17 protein-coding genes are annotated in these 17711 nt (G+C 67.3%); 7 read left to right on the top strand and 10 right to left on the bottom strand.

Features of this window, described 5'->3' with window-relative positions; translation table 11 throughout:
• Positions 1–4: 4 nt before the first annotated feature.
• The 3 genes from DB459_RS08780 to coxB all read right to left on the bottom strand — a co-directional run bounded on the left by DB459_RS08780 (position 5) and on the right by coxB (position 3395).
• Positions 5–709: a cytochrome c oxidase subunit 3 gene (locus tag DB459_RS08780; RefSeq protein WP_253712484.1), complete on the bottom strand. Its 705-nt coding sequence runs from the start codon at positions 707–709 to the stop codon at positions 5–7.
• Positions 706–2478, bottom strand: coding sequence for a cytochrome c oxidase subunit I (ctaD, locus tag DB459_RS08785; protein WP_253712485.1), 1773 nt, complete (start codon positions 2476–2478; stop codon positions 706–708). Before ctaD ends, DB459_RS08780 begins: the two co-directional genes overlap by 4 nt.
• An 83-nt stretch (positions 2479–2561) precedes the next feature.
• Positions 2562–3395, bottom strand: a complete 834-nt coding sequence (gene coxB, locus DB459_RS08790; protein ID WP_253712486.1) for a cytochrome c oxidase subunit II — start codon at positions 3393–3395, stop codon at positions 2562–2564.
• On the opposite strand from coxB, the gene DB459_RS08795 reads away from it, so the two are divergent.
• From DB459_RS08795 to DB459_RS08815, 5 genes are all read left to right on the top strand, one after another.
• A complete protein-coding gene (locus DB459_RS08795) occupies positions 3383–3718 on the top strand; it encodes a hypothetical protein (RefSeq protein WP_253712487.1) in 336 nt (111 codons plus the stop codon). The genes coxB and DB459_RS08795 overlap by 13 nt on opposite strands.
• Positions 3719–4048: 330 nt before the next feature.
• On the top strand, positions 4049–4948 hold the full coding sequence (locus tag DB459_RS08800) for a DUF2189 domain-containing protein (RefSeq protein WP_253712488.1): 900 nt from the start codon (positions 4049–4051) through the stop codon (positions 4946–4948).
• A 179-nt stretch (positions 4949–5127) separates the two neighbouring features.
• On the top strand, positions 5128–6669 hold the full coding sequence (locus DB459_RS08805; RefSeq protein WP_253712489.1) for a YifB family Mg chelatase-like AAA ATPase: 1542 nt from the start codon (positions 5128–5130) through the stop codon (positions 6667–6669).
• A gap of 202 nt (positions 6670–6871) precedes the next feature.
• Positions 6872–9145 (top strand): ATP-binding protein, encoded by a 2274-nt coding sequence (locus DB459_RS08810; RefSeq protein ID WP_253712490.1) that lies wholly within the window; start codon positions 6872–6874, stop codon positions 9143–9145.
• 255 nt (positions 9146–9400) lie between these two features.
• On the top strand, positions 9401–10312 hold the full coding sequence (locus tag DB459_RS08815; protein WP_253713484.1) for a GNAT family N-acetyltransferase: 912 nt from the start codon (positions 9401–9403) through the stop codon (positions 10310–10312).
• Positions 10313–10385: 73 nt separating this feature from the next.
• Here the strand turns inward: DB459_RS08815 and coaA are convergent, their stop codons facing one another.
• From coaA to hisB, 7 genes are all read right to left on the bottom strand, one after another.
• Positions 10386–11333 (bottom strand): type I pantothenate kinase, encoded by a 948-nt coding sequence (gene coaA, locus DB459_RS08820; protein WP_253712491.1) that lies wholly within the window; start codon positions 11331–11333, stop codon positions 10386–10388.
• 19 nt (positions 11334–11352) lie between these two features.
• Positions 11353–11676: a phosphoribosyl-ATP diphosphatase gene (locus DB459_RS08825; protein ID WP_253712492.1), complete on the bottom strand. Its 324-nt coding sequence runs from the start codon at positions 11674–11676 to the stop codon at positions 11353–11355.
• A 268-nt stretch (positions 11677–11944) separates the two neighbouring features.
• Entirely contained in the window at positions 11945–12721 is a 777-nt protein-coding gene (hisF, locus tag DB459_RS08830; RefSeq protein ID WP_253712493.1) for an imidazole glycerol phosphate synthase subunit HisF, read from the bottom strand.
• A gap of 2 nt (positions 12722–12723) precedes the next feature.
• On the bottom strand, positions 12724–13473 hold the full coding sequence (gene hisA / locus DB459_RS08835; RefSeq protein WP_253712494.1) for a 1-(5-phosphoribosyl)-5-[(5-phosphoribosylamino)methylideneamino]imidazole-4-carboxamide isomerase: 750 nt from the start codon (positions 13471–13473) through the stop codon (positions 12724–12726).
• Positions 13461–14111 carry an imidazole glycerol phosphate synthase subunit HisH gene (gene hisH, locus DB459_RS08840; protein ID WP_253712495.1) on the bottom strand — a complete coding sequence of 217 codons (651 nt, stop codon included), beginning with the start codon at positions 14109–14111 and terminating at the stop codon, positions 13461–13463. The genes hisA and hisH overlap by 13 nt, the downstream gene beginning before the upstream one ends.
• A complete protein-coding gene (locus tag DB459_RS08845) occupies positions 14108–14614 on the bottom strand; it encodes a DUF2628 domain-containing protein (RefSeq protein ID WP_253712496.1) in 507 nt (168 codons plus the stop codon). Before DB459_RS08845 ends, hisH begins: the two co-directional genes overlap by 4 nt.
• Before the next feature lie 170 nt (positions 14615–14784).
• Complete coding sequence (hisB, locus tag DB459_RS08850; RefSeq protein ID WP_253712497.1) at positions 14785–15378, bottom strand: imidazoleglycerol-phosphate dehydratase HisB; 594 nt, start codon at positions 15376–15378, stop codon at positions 14785–14787.
• A 246-nt stretch (positions 15379–15624) separates the two neighbouring features.
• Here hisB and hslV point away from each other — a divergent pair, with 246 nt between their 5' ends.
• Both hslV and hslU read left to right on the top strand, forming a co-directional pair.
• Entirely contained in the window at positions 15625–16188 is a 564-nt protein-coding gene (hslV, locus tag DB459_RS08855) for an ATP-dependent protease subunit HslV (RefSeq protein ID WP_253712498.1), read from the top strand.
• Between the two features lie 46 nt (positions 16189–16234).
• Positions 16235–17539, top strand: coding sequence for an ATP-dependent protease ATPase subunit HslU (gene hslU / locus DB459_RS08860; protein ID WP_253712499.1), 1305 nt, complete (start codon positions 16235–16237; stop codon positions 17537–17539).
• Positions 17540–17711: the final 172 nt, after the last annotated feature.

Genomic DNA, 17711 nt, shown 5'->3' on the forward strand with positions numbered 1-17711 from the left:
CTCCTCAGGTCAGTAAATGACTGCACATCGCCAGGAAGTCGGTGGTCCATCCGGTCAGCAGGCCGAGCAGGATCACCCACACCACGAGCAAAAAGTGCCAATAGGTCGCGCACAATTCGACGCTCAGGCGCAGCTCGCGCGGCGCGGCGCCGGTCCAGGCCCTGACCGCGGTCCGGTTCAGCACCACGAGCCCGCCCAGCAGGTGAAGCCCGTGGGTCGCCGTGATCAGATAGAAGAAGGAATTGGCCGGATTGGCCGCCACGACATAACCGGCGGCGACCAGCTGCCGCCACGCCAGGAGCTGGCCGATCAGGAACACGATGGCGGCGACGTCGGCCGCCAGCACCGCGGCGAGGGTGCCGGCGTCGTCGTCCCGCCGCGCCGACTGGACCGCCAGGTGCAGGGCAAGGCTGCTCAGCACCAGCACGCCGGTGTTGAACCACAGCAGCTTGGGCACCGGCAGCGGCCGCCAGTCGATCAATTCCATCCGCATGGCATAGGCGCTGATGAACAGCGCGAACAGCGAACCGACCACGGCGAGGAAAACGCCGAGCCCGAGCTTCGCCCTGGGCACCGACGGCGATTGGCCGCCGGAGAATTCGCCGAGGGCACCCTCCTCCAGCCAGGGCTTGGCCATCAGGCGCTGGTGCGAGAGCCACCATCCCGCCACCAGCGCCACCCCCGCCATGAACACGACGACGATGGTCATGTGGCATGCCCCGCGGCGAGGCCCGTCGGCGGTTCGTTCTGCGGGATGAAGTCACGCGGGGCGCCGGGCACGCTGTAGTCGTAGGCCCAGCGATAGACCACCGGGAGTTCCTTGCCCCAGTTGCCGTGCGGCGGCGGCGTTTGCGGGGTCTGCCACTCCAGCGTGGTCGCGCCCCACGGGTTGCCGCCGGCGTCCTTGCCGTGCCTCAGGCTCCAGACCAGGTTGAACAGGAACATCAGCTGCGCCGCGCCAACGATCAGGGCGGCCACGCTCATGAAGGCATTGAGGTCGTGGGCGGAGGCCGGCACGAAGGCGGTCTCGCCGATGTCATGGTAGCGGCGCGGCACGCCCAGCAGGCCGAGATAATGCATCGGGAAGAAGATCGCGTAGGCGCCGAGGAAGGTGACCCAGAAGTGGATCCGGCCGAGCGTCTCGTCGAGCATCCGTCCCGTGATCTTCGGATACCAGTGATAGATCGCGCCGAACACCACCATGATCGGCGCGACGCCCATCACCATGTGAAAGTGCGCGACGACGAACATCGTGTCCGACAGCGGCACGTCCACCACGACGTTGCCGAGGAACAGGCCGGTGAGGCCGCCATTGACGAAGGTGATGATGAAGCCGAGCGCGAACAGCATCGGCACGGTCAGATGGATGTCGCCGCGCCACAGCGTCAGGATCCAGTTGTAGACCTTGATGGCGGTGGGCACCGCGATGATCAGCGTCGTCGTCGCGAAGAAGAAGCCGAAGCGCGGATTCATGCCGCTGACATACATGTGGTGCGCCCAGACCACGAAGCTCAGCGCGCCGATGGCGACGATCGCCCACACCATCATCCGGTAGCCGAAGATGTTCTTGCGGGCGTGGGTGCTGATCAGGTCCGAGACGATGCCGAAGGCCGGCAGCGCCACGATATAGACCTCCGGATGGCCGAAGAACCAGAACAGGTGCTGGAACAGCAGCGGACTGCCGCCGCCGTATTTCGCCTGCTGGCCCATTTCGACCAGGGACGGCATGAAGAAGCTGGTGCCGAGCAGACGATCGAACAGCAGCATCACCGAAGCGACGAACAGCGCGGGAAAGGCCAGCAGCGCCATCACCGTGGCGGTGAAGATGCCCCACACCGTCAGCGGCATGCGCATCAGGGTCATGCCGCGCGTGCGCCCCTGCAGCACGGTGACGACGTAGTTCAGACCGCCCATGGTGAAGCCGATGATGAACAGGATCAGCGAGGTCAGCATCAGGATGATGCCCATCTCCTGGCCCGGGCTGCCGGACAGGATCGCCTGCGGCGGATAGAGCGTCCATCCGGCGCCGGTCGGGCCGCCGGGCACGAAGAAGGTCGACGCCAGCACCAGCACCGCGAGCAGATAGATCCAGTAGCTCAGCATGTTGACGTAGGGGAACGCCATGTCCCGCGCGCCGACCATCAGCGGAATGAGGTAGTTGCCGAAGCCCCCCAGGAACAGCGCGGTCAAGAGATAGATCACCATGATCATGCCGTGCATGGTGATGAACTGGAGATACTGGTTGGCGTCGATGAAGGAGAAGACCCCGGGGAACCCCAGTTGCAGCCGCATCAGCCACGACAGCACCAGCGCCACCATGCCGATCGACATCGCCGTGACCGAGTACTGGATCGCGATGACTTTGGCGTCCTGGGAGAAGACGTAGCGGGTCAGCCAGCTCCTCGGATGGTAGAGCTCGACGTCGCCGACCTCGGCCGGCGGAACGGTGATGACTGCGTCGGACGGGATATCAACCATGGATCGTTCCTCCCTGGTCTCGTCGCCAGCCAGTCTTTGGCGCGCCGGTCAGCTGCTCGCAGCCGCGGCGCGCGCCGGCATGATCAGTCCCTGTCGGGCCGATAGCTCGCTTTCTGCGTGATGCGCCCGCCGGAGAGCTGCGCGAAGGTCTGCTGCTTCTCCAGCCAGGCGTGATATTGCTTGTCGTCGTCGACGATCACCCTGCTGCGCATCTGCGCATGCGCGATTCCGCAGAGTTCGGCGCACAGCACCTCGAAGGTGCCGGTGCGGGTCGGCGTGATCCAGTAATAGGTCACCGAGCCCGGGATCATGTCCATCTTGGCGCGGAATTCAGGCACGAAGAAATCGTGCAGCACGTCGATCGAGCGCAGCAGCACCTTGACCGGCTTGCCGACCGGCAGATGCAGGTCGTCATTGCTGACGACGATATCGTCCTGGCCGCGGGGATCCTGCGGATTGATCCCCATCGGGTTCTCCGCACTGATGTAGCGGACATCGGTCGTGCCGAGCCGGCCATCCTTGCCCGGCAGCCGATAGCTCCACTGCCACTGCTGGCCCATGACCTCGATGGCGGTGGCATCGGCCGGCACGCTGACGAATTCGTTCCAGACGATCAGTCCCGGCGCCAGCATCGCGGCGACGCCGAGCGCGGTGGCGACGGTGAGCCAGCCTTCGAGCCGCTTGTTTTCAGGCTCATAGGCCGCCCGGTGCCCTTCCCGGTGACGAAAGCGCAGCACGCAATAGGACATGAAGGCGACAACGGCGACGAAAACGAAGCCGGTGATCCAGAAGGTGATGATGATGGTGTTGTCGATGTACTGCCAGTTCGACGCGATCGGCGTCCACCACCACGGGCTGAGAAAATGGAACAGCACCGACGCGACCGCTACCAGGAGCAGTGTGAGTGGTACAGCCATCCCTGTTCGTCCTCGCCGTTACGGGCCGGAATGCGAATGAAGGGGCGGAGCTTGCGTCTTGTGTCGTCGGCTGTTGTCAGTCGGCTGCGTTCAATTCCGGCAAGTTCGAATCTCAAACTCGCCGCCGCTTCGTGCCTCGCCCGTTCAAGCGGTCTCGGCTGGCATCATGGTCAGGCATGATGGAAGCGCAGGTGTCGACCGCAAGTCTCATCGGAACCACGGCCTCGTTGTTTTCGAACCCGCTAATTGAAGATGAAGTCGCGCGCCGCGTCAACGGAGGAAAATCAGGCGAAGAAGATCGAATGAAAGAAAACGGGCGATGAAACCGAACGAGCAGAAGCGGATTCGGCGCGCATCCGTCGCTGCGATGGGCGCAGCAACCCCTGCGTCGCGCAGCGCTAGCGGCCGCGCAATTCACCCAACCGTGAGTGTAATTCTAGCGCAATCCTTCTAACCTTGCCAGATCGGGCTACGGCAGGTTCCGCCGGGGCTCTCGTTCGACTTGCCTGCGACTGGGCGACATGCCTGCGACGCGACTGCCGTGACCGGGCTCGGCGGCGATCTTCGCGCCGGACGATGAAGACGCGCGACGCTTCACGAGCCCGCGTCCAGCCGAGTAGCGAATTCAGATCCACGCCAATAGGAGGTCGGCCATGGCCACACCGTATTCTGACAGACTTGTGCAGAGCACGGCCAGCATCGCGGCACCTGTCATCCGTGACGTTCGACTGCGCGACCTGGGCGACGCGCTGTCCCGGGGCTGGGAAGACTTCAAGGCAGTGCCGAGTCACGCGCTCCTGCTTTGCGTAATCTATCCCGTTCTCGGCGTCGCGCTGTTCCGGCTGGTCATCGGCTATTCGGTGCTGCCGCTGCTGTTTCCTCTCGCCGCTGGCTTTGCCCTGATCGGGCCGTTTGCCGCCCTCGGCCTCTATGAACTCAGCCGTCGCCGCGAGCGCGGCGAGGAGGCTTCGGCGTGGCACGCGTTTTCGGTGCTGAGCGCGCCGTCGTTCGGGGCCATGCTCGGTCTCGGCACGCTGCTGCTGACGCTGTTCGTGATCTGGGTGGCGGCGGCGAATGCGATCTATGTCGGCCTGTTCGGCTATGCGCCGGCGGCCGGCATTCCCGATTTCGCCTCGCGCATTTTCACCACCCGCGAGGGACTGCTGCTGATCGTCGTCGGATGCGGCGTCGGTTTTCTGTTCGCCCTGGTGGCCCTGTGCATCAGCGTCGTGTCCTTCCCGATGATGCTCGACCGCCACGCCACCGTCGCCGCAGCGATCTACACTTCACTGCGCGTGGTGGCGAAAAATCCCGTCAGCATGGCGGCCTGGGGCCTGATCGTCGCCGCCCTGCTGGTCATTGGTTCGGTGCCGCTGTTCCTCGGGCTCACCGTCGTGCTGCCCGTGCTCGGGCACGCCACCTGGCATCTCTACCGCAAGGCGGTGGAGCCGGACCCCAATCCGCCGCGCGAACGCCCGCATCCGCCGAAAGGCCGCCGCTACGCCGCGGAATTTCCGATCTCCCTGCTGCCCTGGGGCCGGCATAAGCCATAACTGGCGAGGTGCGTGGCGCGGTTGGGCGCGGCGGCACCTCATTGAGGCGACAAGGCGCGCCAACCAGCGAGGCGACAAGGCGCCGGGATTTCGGCGTCGGGATTTTGTTCACGCCTTGTTCTTGAACCTGAGATTGTTTTCGGCTAGCCTTTCGCCCATTCGCGACAAACGGGGGGCGAATGGTCCAGCACGTATCCACCGTGGCCTTCGAGGGCGTCGAGGCCCGCGCCGTGGACGTGCAGGTCCATGTCGCGCCGGGCCTGCCCGGCTTTTCCATCGTCGGCCTGCCGGACAAGGCGGTGTCGGAAGCCCGCGAGCGGGTGCGGGCGGCGCTGATCGCCTCGGGCCTCGCCCTGCCGGCGCGTCGCATCACCGTCAATCTCGCCCCCGCCGACGTGCCGAAGGAAGGCAGCCATTACGATCTGCCGATTGCGCTGGGACTGATGGCGGCGATCGGCGCCATTCCGCCGGATGCCCTGAATGGCCTTGCCGTGCTCGGCGAACTCGGCCTCGACGGCTCGATTGCGCCGGTGGCCGGGGTGCTGCCCGCGGCGATCGGCGCCAACAGCCGTGACGAAGGGCTGATCTGCCCGGCGGCCTGCGGCGCCGAGGCGGCCTGGGCGAGCCCGGACACCCAGCAGATCATCGCCGCCGGCTCGCTGATCCAGCTCGCCAATCATTTCAAGGGCACCCAGGTGCTGTCGCGGCCGCAGCCGAAGATGCGCGCGGAGGCCGCCGCGACCCTCGATCTGCGCGACATCAAGGGCCAGGAAAGCGCCAAGCGCGCATTGGAGATCGCCGCCGCCGGCAATCATCACCTCCTGATGGTCGGCGCGGCGGGCGCCGGCAAGTCGATGCTGGCGGCGCGGCTGCCGTCGATCCTGCCGCCGCTGTCGCCCCAGGAATTGCTCGAGGTCTCGATGATCGCCTCGGTGGCCGGCGCCATCGAAGGCGGCGCGCTCACGACACGGCGGCCATTCCGCGCGCCCCATCATTCCGCCAGCATGGCGGCGCTGACCGGCGGCGGCACCCGCGCGCGGCCCGGCGAAGTCTCGCTCGCCCATCATGGCGTGCTGTTCCTCGACGAGTTGCCGGAGTTCGACCCGAGGGTGCTCGATTCCCTGCGCCAGCCGCTGGAGAGCGGCGAGGTCGCGGTGTCGCGCGCCAATCACCGCATCACCTATCCGGCGCGGGTGATGCTGGTCGCGGCGATGAATCCCTGCCGCTGCGGCCACGCCGCCGAGCCGGGTTACGTCTGCCGGCGCGGCCGCGTCGAGCGCTGCGTCGGCGATTACCAGGGCCGGCTGTCCGGCCCGCTGCTCGACCGCATCGACCTGCGCATCGAGGTGCCGCCGGTCACCGCCGCCGACCTGATCCTGCCGCCCCCGGTCGAGGGCTCGGCCGAGGTTGCGGCACGCGTGGCCCGCGCCCGCGCGGTGCAGGCCAGGCGCTACGAAGACGCCAAGCTGCCGCGCGTGCGCACCAATGCCGAGGCGCCGGCGGCAGTGCTCGACGACATCGCGCGGCCCGAGCCGCAGGGCCTGAAGCTTTTGCACGATGCCGCCGAACGGCTGCGGTTGTCGGCGCGCAGCTATCATCGGGTGCTGCGGGTCGCGCGCACCATCGCCGATCTCGACGGCGCCACGACCATCGGCCGGCCTCACCTCGCCGAGGCCCTGAGCTATCGCGCGCTCGGCGACGACGCCCGCAACGCGGCGTAGGCCGATCGGCCGATCGCGCGCGCTCCGCTCCTTCGCCGCCGCCGGCCCACACCAATCCTTAACCGTGTCCCCAGCTTCGGGAACCCGGGCGCGGCGTTTCAAGCACTTCGCAACATCATCGCGGCAGTCTGCGCGCGGGGAATGCGAACCCAGGCGTGCCCGAGAGCACCCGGGATCGCGGACGGCAGACGGAGACACGGGCATGCATCGGCCGAGCATCGGATTGCGACTGCGGCACTTCGCGCGGCGCCATCGCCGCCGCATCGCGGTCGCCTGCGCGTTGATGATCTTCATGGCCGCATTCGGCGCCGGCTACGGCTTCGTCGTGGGCAGCCGGCCGGAAGTCTCGGGCTACAGTGCCGTCGCCTTCGCCGTCGGCGCCAGCGCCCTGTTCGCTCTCGCCTGTTTTGCGCTCGCCCTGGTCGGCTTCCGGCTGTGGACGGCGAAGAAACGACTGCTGCTGTTGGCCGTGCACAACGAGGCGCTGGTCGACCGCAACTGGGAACTCAAGGAAGCGGAAGAGCGGGCGCGGCGCCTGTTCGAGGCCCAGAGCGATCTGATCGTCCAGCGTGATGCCGAGGGCCGCATCACCTTCGCCAACGACGCCTTCTGCCGCCTCGCGCGGAAGTCCCGGACCGAGCTCACCGGCAGCAGTTTTGTGCTCCCGGTGCTCGAACAGGGCGACGCGGCGCTCGAGCCCGACGGCGCCACGGTCCATGACCAGAGGATCGCCAGCCCGCTCGGCGCCCGCTGGATCGCCTGGCGCGAGAGTCTGGTCCGGCGCGACGCCGGCCCGGCGGAGACCCAGAGCGTCGGGCGCGATGTCACCGACCGCACCGAGACCGAACGGGCGCTCGGCGAAGCACGCGACCACGCCAATGCCGCCAACCGCGCCAAGTCGCGCTTCCTGGCCATGGCCTCCCATGAGATCCGCACGCCGCTCAACGGCATCATCGGCATGACATCGCTGCTGCTCGACACCCAGCTCAGCCCCGAACAGACCACCTATGTGCGCGCGGCCAAGACCTCCGGCGAGCAGCTGTTGCTGCTGATCGACGAACTTCTCGACTTCTCCAAGATCGAGGCCGGCAAGATCGATCTCGAGCAGCGCCCCTTCGCGCTGGCGGCCTTGATCGAGGAAGTCACCGAGCTCCTGGCGCCCCGCGCCCAGACCCGCCGGCTCGAAATCGCATCCTATGTCGACGAGCGGCTGCCGCTGCAGGTGGTCGGCGACGCCGCGCGGCTGCGCCAGGTGCTGCTCAACCTCGCCGGCAATGCCGTCAAATTCACCACCACCGGCGGCGTCGCGCTGATCGTCGAGCCCGGCATCTGGCCCGGCGAGATCAGCTTCCTGGTGCGGGACACCGGCATCGGCATCGCCCCGGAGGCGCAAGGCCGTATCTTCCGCGAATTCGAGCAGGCCGACGAAGGCACGGTTCGCAATTACGGCGGCACCGGTCTCGGCCTTGCCATCAGCGAACGCATCGTCCGCCGCATGGGCGGTCGCATCAGCCTGGAGAGCATGGTCGGCCGCGGCTCGACCTTCGAGGTCGCCATTCCACTGCCCGCGGCGCCCGATGCAAGCGCCCCGGCCTTCACCCCGCCCGACCTCGACGACAAGCCGGTGATGCTGGTCGCCTCCGAGACCATCGAAGCCGCGCTGGTGGCCCGTCGGCTCGAGCGCTGGGGCGCGCCGGTCTGCACCGTTTCCGATCTCGACGTCGCCAGGGCACTGCTGCCGGAGCGGCCCTGGCACGCCATCCTGGTCGATCACGCCTTCGGCGCCGAGACGCTGGCGGCGCTGGGCGAGGCGGCGCGCAGCCACGCCACCCATCGCATCGTCATGGTGACGCCGGCGGCGCGGCGCGAACTTCCGCTCGAAACCCTGCGGCATTTCACCGCGTACCTCGTCAAGCCGCTGCGCGCCGCTTCGCTCGCTGTCCGCCTCGCCCTGCCCCGGGCAGCGGATGCGCCGAAGCTCGTCGTCGAGGATGTCGCACACGAGCCCACCGTCACGGCCGATGACCGCCCGACCCATGACGACCCGCCGGCCGCGGCGACGGCGCAGCCCGGCATGTCGATCCTGGTCGCCGAGGACAACGAGATCAACGCGCTGTTGATGCGCTCGCTGCTGACGCGGCTCGGCCACCATCCGGTGATCACCGTCAACGGCGCCCAGGCGGTGGAATCCTGGATCGCGGCTGAGCGCGCCGGCACGCTCTATGACCTGGTGCTGATGGATGTGCAGATGCCCGAGCTCGATGGCATCGGCGCGACGCGGCGCATCCGCGAGGCCGAGCGGTCGAAGCAGCTTCGGCGCACGCCGGTGATCGCGCTGACCGCCAACACCCTGGTCGAGGACCGCTATGCCTGCTTCGAGGCCGGCATGGATGGCTTCCTGGTCAAGCCGCTCGACCGCGACAAGCTCCTGGAAGTGCTCGCCGACATGACGATGTTTCCGCATCTCGCGGCGTGACGCGGCAGCGAGGCTCCGCCTCCGGCAGAGCAGGCCTCGAAGCATGAACGGCCGGTTGCAATTTTGCGGGCGAAGGGCCGGCCCGCCCTGTCATAAATGTTTTGAACGCTCGTGATTTATGACCATCGACGGCCGGTACGAATCACGGCCGGGAGGATGGTCATGACCGGCAAAGAGCTTGCGCGCGCCGCCAAGGTCTCTTTCACCACCGCGACAACGACGCGCCCCGGCGCTGCTCCGCAGATCGCCGCCAGGATGGCGCAGGCCAATGTGGCGCAGATGATGGCCAATGCCCGCGCCGCTGCCGGCCTGCTGCTGCCGAATTTCGCCGGCGCCGCGCCGATCGAGCTCAATGACACGACGCCGCCGCTCGGCCGCATCGGTGCGCTCGAAGTCCGCCTCGCTCGCAGGAAGGGCGAGATCAAGCGCGCCCAGAAGCTGCGTTACAAGGTGTTCTACAAGGACGGCCCGGCGATCGCCGACGCCGCCACCATGCTGGCGCGGCGCGACAAGGACGCCTTCGACGCGATCTGCGACCATCTCCTGGTGATCGATCATGCCGGCAAGCCATCGCTCAGCGGCAAGCTGCCGGTGGTCGGCACCTATCGGCTGCTGCGCCAGGACGTGGCGGAGCGTCATGGCGGTTTCTACACCGACAACGAGTTCGCGATTTCGGCGCTGGTCGAGCGTCACCGCGGCGCCAGGTTCCTCGAGCTCGGCCGCTCCTGCGTGCTGCCGCCCTACCGCAACAAGCGCACCGTCGAACTTCTGTGGCACGGCATCTGGAGCTATGTCCGCCAGCACGGCTGCGACGTGATGCTCGGCTGCGCCAGTTTCGAGGGCACCGATCCCGATCGCCTGGCGCTGCCGCTGTCCTTCCTGCACCATCACGCGCGGGCACCGGAGGCCTGGCGCGCCGGCGCCCATCCCTCGCGCCGCATCGAGATGAACCGGATGCCGAAGGAGGCGGTGAATGCCAAGGCCGCGCTGCATGAGCTGCCGCCGCTGATCAAGGGCTATCTGCGGCTGGGCGCCTTCATCGGCGACGGTGCGGTGATCGATCATCAGTTCGGCACCATCGACGTGCTGATCGTGCTGCCGGTCTCGGCCATCAACAGCCGCTATATCGATCACTTCGGCGTCGACGCCAGCCGCCACGCGGCGTGAGGGCGAACGCCCGCGCTTGTCGCGCTCTCCGTCGTCGCCCGGCCCGCTTCGGCAAAGACAGGCGTCGACGGCCCTACAACCTCCGCAGCCACACCGTCTCGACGACGTGATCGGCGCCCTTCTTGAGGATGAGCTGGGCGCGGGGCCGGGTCGGGAGGATGTTCTCCTCGAGATTGACGAGATTGATGCGCGTCCAGAGCGACAGGGCCGTTCTGGTCGCCTCCTCGTCCGACAGTTCGGCGTAGCGGTTGAAATAGGACCGTGGATCGTGGAACGCGGTGTCGCGCAGTTTGAGGAAGCGCTCGACATACCACTGTCGCAGCACCGGCTCGTCGGCGTCGATATAGACCGAGAAGTCGAAGAAATCCGAGACGTAGGGCACCGCCTTGCCGTCGCGCGGCAGCGGTCCGGTCTGCAGCACGTTGAGGCCCTCGACGATGAGGATGTCGGGCCGGTCGACCACGATCTCGCCGCCGGGCACGATGTCGTAGGTGAGGTGGGAATAGACCGGAGCGGAGACCGGGCGGCGGCCCGCCTTGATGTCGCTGAGAAAGGCGAGCAGCGCCGGCAGATCATAGCTCTCGGGAAACCCCTTCTTGTCCATCAGGCCTTCGCGCTCGAGCGCGCCGTTCGGATAGAGAAAGCCGTCGGTGGTGACGAGATCGACCTTCGGCCGCGGCGACCAGCGCGCCAGCAGCGCCTGAAGCACGCGCGCGGTGGTCGATTTGCCCACCGCCACCGAACCCGCGACGCCGATGATATAGGGCATCTTGCGGTCCTCGATATGGAGGAAGCGCCGCTGCGCCGCGAACAGCCGCCGCTCGGCCTCGACATACATCGACAGCAGCCGCGACAGCGGCAGATAGATCTCCTCGACCTCCTTCAGGTCGAGGCGGTCGTGCATGGAATGCAGTGCCTCGACCTCGTGTTCGGCGAGCGTCATCGGGGTATCGTCACGCAGCATCGCCCACTGGCTGCGCGAAAACACCCGATAAGGATTGTACTCGCGATCCCGGTCCATCGTCCCCCCCCCTGAGCCGTCAGTCGCGCCGGCGCGCCGCTTTTTCTTCGAGGCCGGACATCTGCGTGCGCCGTGCCAGAACCTCTTCGACATCGCCGAGCGAGACGCCGCGCGCCTTGAGCAGCACCAGCAGGTGGAACACCGTGTCCGCCGCTTCGGCGACGAAATGGTCGCGATCGTCCTCGACCGCGGCGATCACCGCCTCCACCGCCTCCTCGCCGAATTTCTTGGCGCAATGGGTGACGCCCTTGTCGAGCAGCTTGCGGGTGTACGAACCCTCGCCGCCCGATGCCGCCCGTGCGTCCACCGTGGCGGCAAGATCATGGATGGTGAAGCGGGCCATGGCGGCTTTCGTCTCCGGTACGTGAGAGCGCTAGTGTGGCGTCTCGCAATTGCCTACCGCCTTTGCGGCCAGTCTGTCGTAGGCAATTGCGAGACATAAGCCACACTAGCGCTTTGATTTTGCTAGTGTCCTTATGTCTCCGAATTACCGTGCGAGGGTGAGGCAAATGAAGCGGTAATTCGGAGACAGGACACTAGTGTGGCGTCTCGCCATTGCCTACCGCCTTTGCGGCAAGCCTCTCGTAGGCAATGGCGAGACACCACGCTAGTCAGGGGTCGAGGCGCATCGGCAGCCCGCAGGCCGCCATGTGCTCCTTGGCCTGACGGATGGTGAATTCGCCGAAATGGAAGATCGAGGCGGCCAGCACCGCGGTGGCGTGGCCGTCACGAATGCCGGCGACCAGGTGGTCGAGATTGCCGACGCCGCCCGAGGCGATCACCGGCACGCTCACCCGGTCGGCCACGGCGCGGGTCAGGGGGATGTCGAAACCCTGGCGCGTGCCGTCACGATCCATCGAGGTCAGAAGAATCTCCCCGGCGCCGAGCGCCACGACCTCCTCGGCATAGTCCAGCGCGTCGATGCCGGTGCCGCGGCGACCGCCGTGAGTGAAGATCTCCCAGCGTGCCGGCTCGCCCTCGGCGCTGACGCGCTTGGCGTCGATCGCCACCACGATGCACTGGTCGCCGAATTTCTCCGCGGCCTCGCGGACGAAGGGCCGCCGCGCCACCGCCGCGGAATTGATCGAGACCTTGTCGGCGCCGGAGGTGAGGAGGGCGCGGATATCGTCGACGGTGCGCACGCCGCCGCCGACGGTGAGCGGCATGAAGCAGGCTTCCGCCGTCCGCCGCACCACGTCGAGCATGGTGCCGCGATTCTCGTGGGTGGCGGTGATGTCGAGGAAGCACAATTCGTCGGCGCCGGCGGCGTCATAGGCGATCGCCGCCTCGACCGGATCGCCGGCGTCGCGCAGGTCGACGAAATTGACGCCCTTGACGACTCGGCCGTCCTTGACGTCGAGACAGGGGATGACGCGAACCTTGAACATGGTCAGGCCGCCGCGTTTGCGGCGCGGATCAGCGCCATGGCCGCGGCCGGATCGAGCCGGCCGTCGTAAAGCGCGCGCCCGGTGATGGCGCCGGCGAGCTTCTTGGCCCGCGGCGCCAGCAGGGCGCGAACGTCGTCGAGCGAGGCGAGGCCGCCGGAGGCGATGACCGGCACCGAGATGGCCTCCGCCAGGGCAATGGTGGCGTCGAGATTGAGACCCTTGAGCAGGCCGTCGCGGGCAATGTCGGTGAAGACGATGGCGGCGACGCCAGCATCCTCGAAGCGGCGGGCAATGTCGAGGGCGGTGACTTCCGAGGTCTCGGCCCAGCCTTCCACGGCGACCTTGCCGTCGCGGGCGTCGAGGCCGACCGCGACCTGTCCGGGAAAGCGTTTCGCCGCCTCCTTCACCAGCGCCGGTTCGCGCACCGCCGCGGTGCCGATGATGACGCGGCTGATGCCCTTGTCGAGCCAGGCGGCAACCGTCTCGAGATCGCGGATGCCACCGCCGAGCTGGATCGGCATCTTCACCGCGGCGCGCATCGCCTCCACGGCCGCCGCGTTCATCGGCTTGCCGGCGAAGGCGCCGTCGAGGTCGACGACGTGGAGATAGGCAAAGCCCTGCTGCTCGAAGCGGCTCGCCTGGGCCGCGGGATCGGTGTTGAAGACCGTGGCCCGCGCCATGTCGCCCTGTTCGAGACGGACACAGGCGCCATTCTTGAGGTCGATGGCGGGAAACAGAATCACGGGGCCCATCTCAGGAAGTTGCCGATCAGAGCGAGGCCGAAGCGCTGGCTCTTTTCGGGGTGGAACTGGGTGCCGAAGGCGCTGTCACGGGCGACGATGGCGGTGACCGGTCCGCCGTAGTCGGCGCGCGCCACCACGTCCGCCGCATCGGCGGCATGGAGGTGATAGGAGTGCACAAAATAGGCGTGGCGGCCGTCTTCGCCGAGCGGCAGGTCGGCGAGCATGGCATGGGGCCGCGCCACGTTGAGCGTATTCCAGCCCATGTGCGGGATCTTCAGCGCCGGATCGGACGGCGCGATCTTCTCGACGTCGCCGGCGATCCAGCCGAGGCCGGCGGTGGTGACATATTCACGGCCGCGCGTCGCCATCAGCTGCATGCCGACGCAGATGCCGAAGAACGGCCTGGCCTTCTGGCGCACCGCCTCGTCCAGCGCCGCCACCATGCCGTCCAGCGCGTCGAGGCCGGCGCGACAATCGGCGAAGGCGCCAACCCCGGGCAGCACGATGCGGTCTGCCTTGGCCACCACCTCGGGATCGCTGGTGACGACGATCGATGGCGGGACGTCGAGTTCACGGGCGGCGCGCTCGAAGGCTTTCGCTGCCGAGTGCAGATTGCCTGAACCGTAATCGATAATGGCGACGCTCATCGCGACGATCCCGGCTGCGGAAACAGGCCCATGATCTCGCCGGCGCCGCCGTTCGGACCGAAGGTTTTCGACGGCGCAGCGCCGGCGCGATCGCCCGGCCGGCTATCGGCGGCCGCGACACGGCCGGCCGTCCAGCGCTCGAAGAAACGGTGCTCGGCATCGTGACGATTGCGCGCCACCACGACGTCGAGCTGACGCCAGTGGCCGCGCGACAGGGTCCAGCGCCACAGGCTGGCGGCCTCGAACCCGATCAGCACCGCGAACAGCGCCAGCACCAGGGTGCGGACCTCGTTGCTGACCGGCAGCATCGCCATGCCGACGCCGGCAAGCGTCATGACGACGAGCCAGGCGATGGACGCCAGCCAGAGACGGTGGACGACAAACCACAGCACGCCGAACACCGCCGCCCACAGATGGAAGCCGTCGCGGACGAAAACGAAGCGGTCGGCGGCGGCATTGCCGTCGCGGCCGGACAGGGGGGCATGGACTGTATAGACCGGCATTGCTCGTCTCCGGAGGACTGGTGGCGCCCTGGTCCGGGCCCCCTGTCCGTCATTTCCATCCGTTGGTTGCGCCAGGCGCGCCTGGCGCGACCGGGTGAGGGGATCAAGTCCTTGCCCGGACATCTATTTGCGGTGTTGGGCGGGCGCCAGAGCCGCGGCCGGAAAACGCTTTAGCCGCCGAGCTGACCCTTGGTCGAGGGGATTTCGCCGGCGCTGCGCGGATCAACGGCGATGGCCGCCCGCAGCGCCCGCGCCAGACCCTTGAAGCAGGATTCGGCGATATGGTGGCTGTTCTCGCCGTACAGCGTCTCCACGTGCAGCGTGATGCCCGCGTTCATCGCGAAGGCGTTGAACCATTCGCGCACCAACTCGGTATCGAATTCGCCGATCTTGTCGCGCGGAAAGGCGGCCTTGAAGACCAGCATCGGCCGGCCGGACACGTCGACGACGACGCGGGTCAGGGTCTCGTCCATGGGCATGTGGATGGCCGCGTAGCGGGTGATCCCGGCCATGCTGCCCAGCGCCTGCTTGACCGCCTGGCCGAGCGCGATGCCGACATCCTCGGTGGTGTGATGATAGTCGACATGCAGGTCGCCGTCGGCCTTGACGGCGAGGTCGATCCGCGAATGACGCGCCAGAAGGTCGAGCATATGGTCGAGAAAGCCGATGCCCGTGGCGACCTGGGACACCCCGGTTCCGTCGAGATTGACGGTCACCGCGATGTCGGTCTCCTTGGTCTTGCGCGCGATCGTGGCGGTGCGCATGAAGGGTCTCCGGCGCCTCTCCTCGGCGCATGAATGGGAGCACGATCTTCTCATAAAACCGGAAATCCGCTTCCCGGCCTGCCCCCGACGGGGAGCCTTGTAACAGGCAGACGACGCCTTCGCTACTGCGGGATGACCGGATGGCGCCTGCGTTTTTGGCTATGGTGACCGGATTTCCCGCCCGCCAGACGAAATTTGCAAGCCGGCCCTGCAATCCCTAGATCAGGGCGGTTCGAGGAACATTTCATGCAAAACACGATCCCAGACCGGGCCGGCCCCTGGCACGGCACCACCATCCTGACCGTCCGCAAGGGGGGCCGGGTCGTGGTCGGCGGCGACGGCCAGGTCTCCATCGGCCAGACCATCATCAAATCCAATGCCCGCAAGGTGCGCCGGCTCGGCAAGGGCGACGTCATCGGCGGTTTTGCCGGCGCCACCGCCGATGCCTTCACCCTGTTCGAGCGGCTCGAGAGCAAGCTCGAGCAGTATCCCGGGCAGCTCACCCGGGCGGCCGTCGAACTCGCCAAGGACTGGCGCACCGACCGCTATCTGCGCCGCCTCGAGGCCATGATGATCGTCGCCGATCGCGACGTCTCCCTGGTGCTGACCGGCACCGGCGACGTGCTGGAGCCCGAAGCCGGCATCATGGCGATCGGCTCCGGCGGCAATTACGCCCTGGCCGCGGCGCGGGCGCTGTTCGAGACCGATACCGACGCCGAGACCATCGTGCGCCGCTCGCTCGATATCGCCGCCGACATCTGCGTCTACACCAACCGCAACGTCACCCTCGAGGCGTTGACCGCGGCGTGAGCCGCATTCACTCGAGCCGCATCCAGGGCCAGGGCCGAACAGCACTATGACCGACTTCTCCCCCCGCGAAATCGTCTCCGAACTCGACCGCTACATCGTCGGCCAGACCGATGCCAAGCGCGCGGTCGCCGTCGCCCTGCGCAACCGCTGGCGCCGGCTGCAGCTCACCGGCAGCCTGCGCGAGGAGGTGCTGCCCAAGAACATCCTGATGATCGGGCCGACCGGCGTCGGCAAGACCGAGATCTCGCGGCGCCTGGCGAAGCTCGCCAACGCGCCCTTCATCAAGGTCGAGGCGACCAAATTCACCGAGGTCGGCTATGTCGGCCGCGACGTCGAGCAGATCGTCCGCGACCTCGTCGAGGTCGCCATCGCCCAGACTCGCGAGCGCAAGCGCAAGGACGTCGCGGCGCGCGCCCAGCTCGCCGCCGAGGAACGGGTGCTCGACGCCCTGGTCGGCGCCAATGCCGGCTCGGCGACGCGGGATTCCTTCCGCCGCAGGCTGCGCGCCGGGGAACTCAACGACAAGGAAATCGAGGTCGAAGTCCAGGCCGGCGGCGGCGGGCTGCCCACCTTCGAGATTCCCGGCATGCCCGGCGCCCAGATCGGCGCCATCTCGCTCGGCGACATCTTCGGCAAGATGGGCGGCCGCACCAAGACGCGGCGTTTGACCGTGGCCGATTCCCACGAGATCCTGGTCACCGAGGAATCCGACAAGCTGCTCGACACCGACAAGCTGGTGATCGAAGCGATCGCCGCGGTGGAGAACAACGGCATCGTCTTCCTCGACGAGATCGACAAGATCTGCGCCCGCGACGGCCGCGTCGGCGCCGATGTCTCGCGCGAGGGCGTCCAGCGCGACCTGCTGCCGCTGATCGAGGGCACCACGGTGACCACCAAGCACGGCGCGGTGAAAACCGATCACATCCTGTTCATCGCCTCCGGCGCCTTCCATGTCGCCAAACCCTCCGACCTGCTGCCCGAATTGCAGGGCCGGCTGCCGATCCGCGTCGAATTGCAGGCGCTGTCCCGCAACGATTTCCGCCGCATCCTCACCGAGCCGGAAGCCTCGCTGATCAAGCAGTATGTGGCGCTGTTGATGACCGAGGGCGTCTCGCTCGTCTTCACCGACGACGCCATCGACGCCCTGGCCGATGTCGCGGTGAGCGTCAACGCCAGCGTCGAGAATATCGGCGCGCGGCGATTACAGACGGTGATGGAGCGAGTGCTCGACGAGGTCTCCTTCACCGCGCCCGACCGCGCCGGCGAGACCATCACCGTCGACGCCGCTTTCGTCCAGAAGCACGTCGGCGATCTCGCCAAGAACGCCGATCTCAGCCGGTTCATTCTGTAGGAGCGCGGGCGCGCATCACGATCTGGCGGCACTGCAGTCTCGGTGGTCGTCGCTCGTCGCAGACCAGGCGACCCAATAATCCATGTCGTTGATGGCGGTGCTCGAGGCGCCATTGATGGAATGCTGACGCACCGTCCTGCCCTTCGCACCCTCGCGGAATACTGGGTCGCCC

This window comes from Bradyrhizobium sp. WD16 (assembly GCF_024181725.1).
Taxonomy (GTDB): domain Bacteria; phylum Pseudomonadota; class Alphaproteobacteria; order Rhizobiales; family Xanthobacteraceae; genus Bradyrhizobium_A.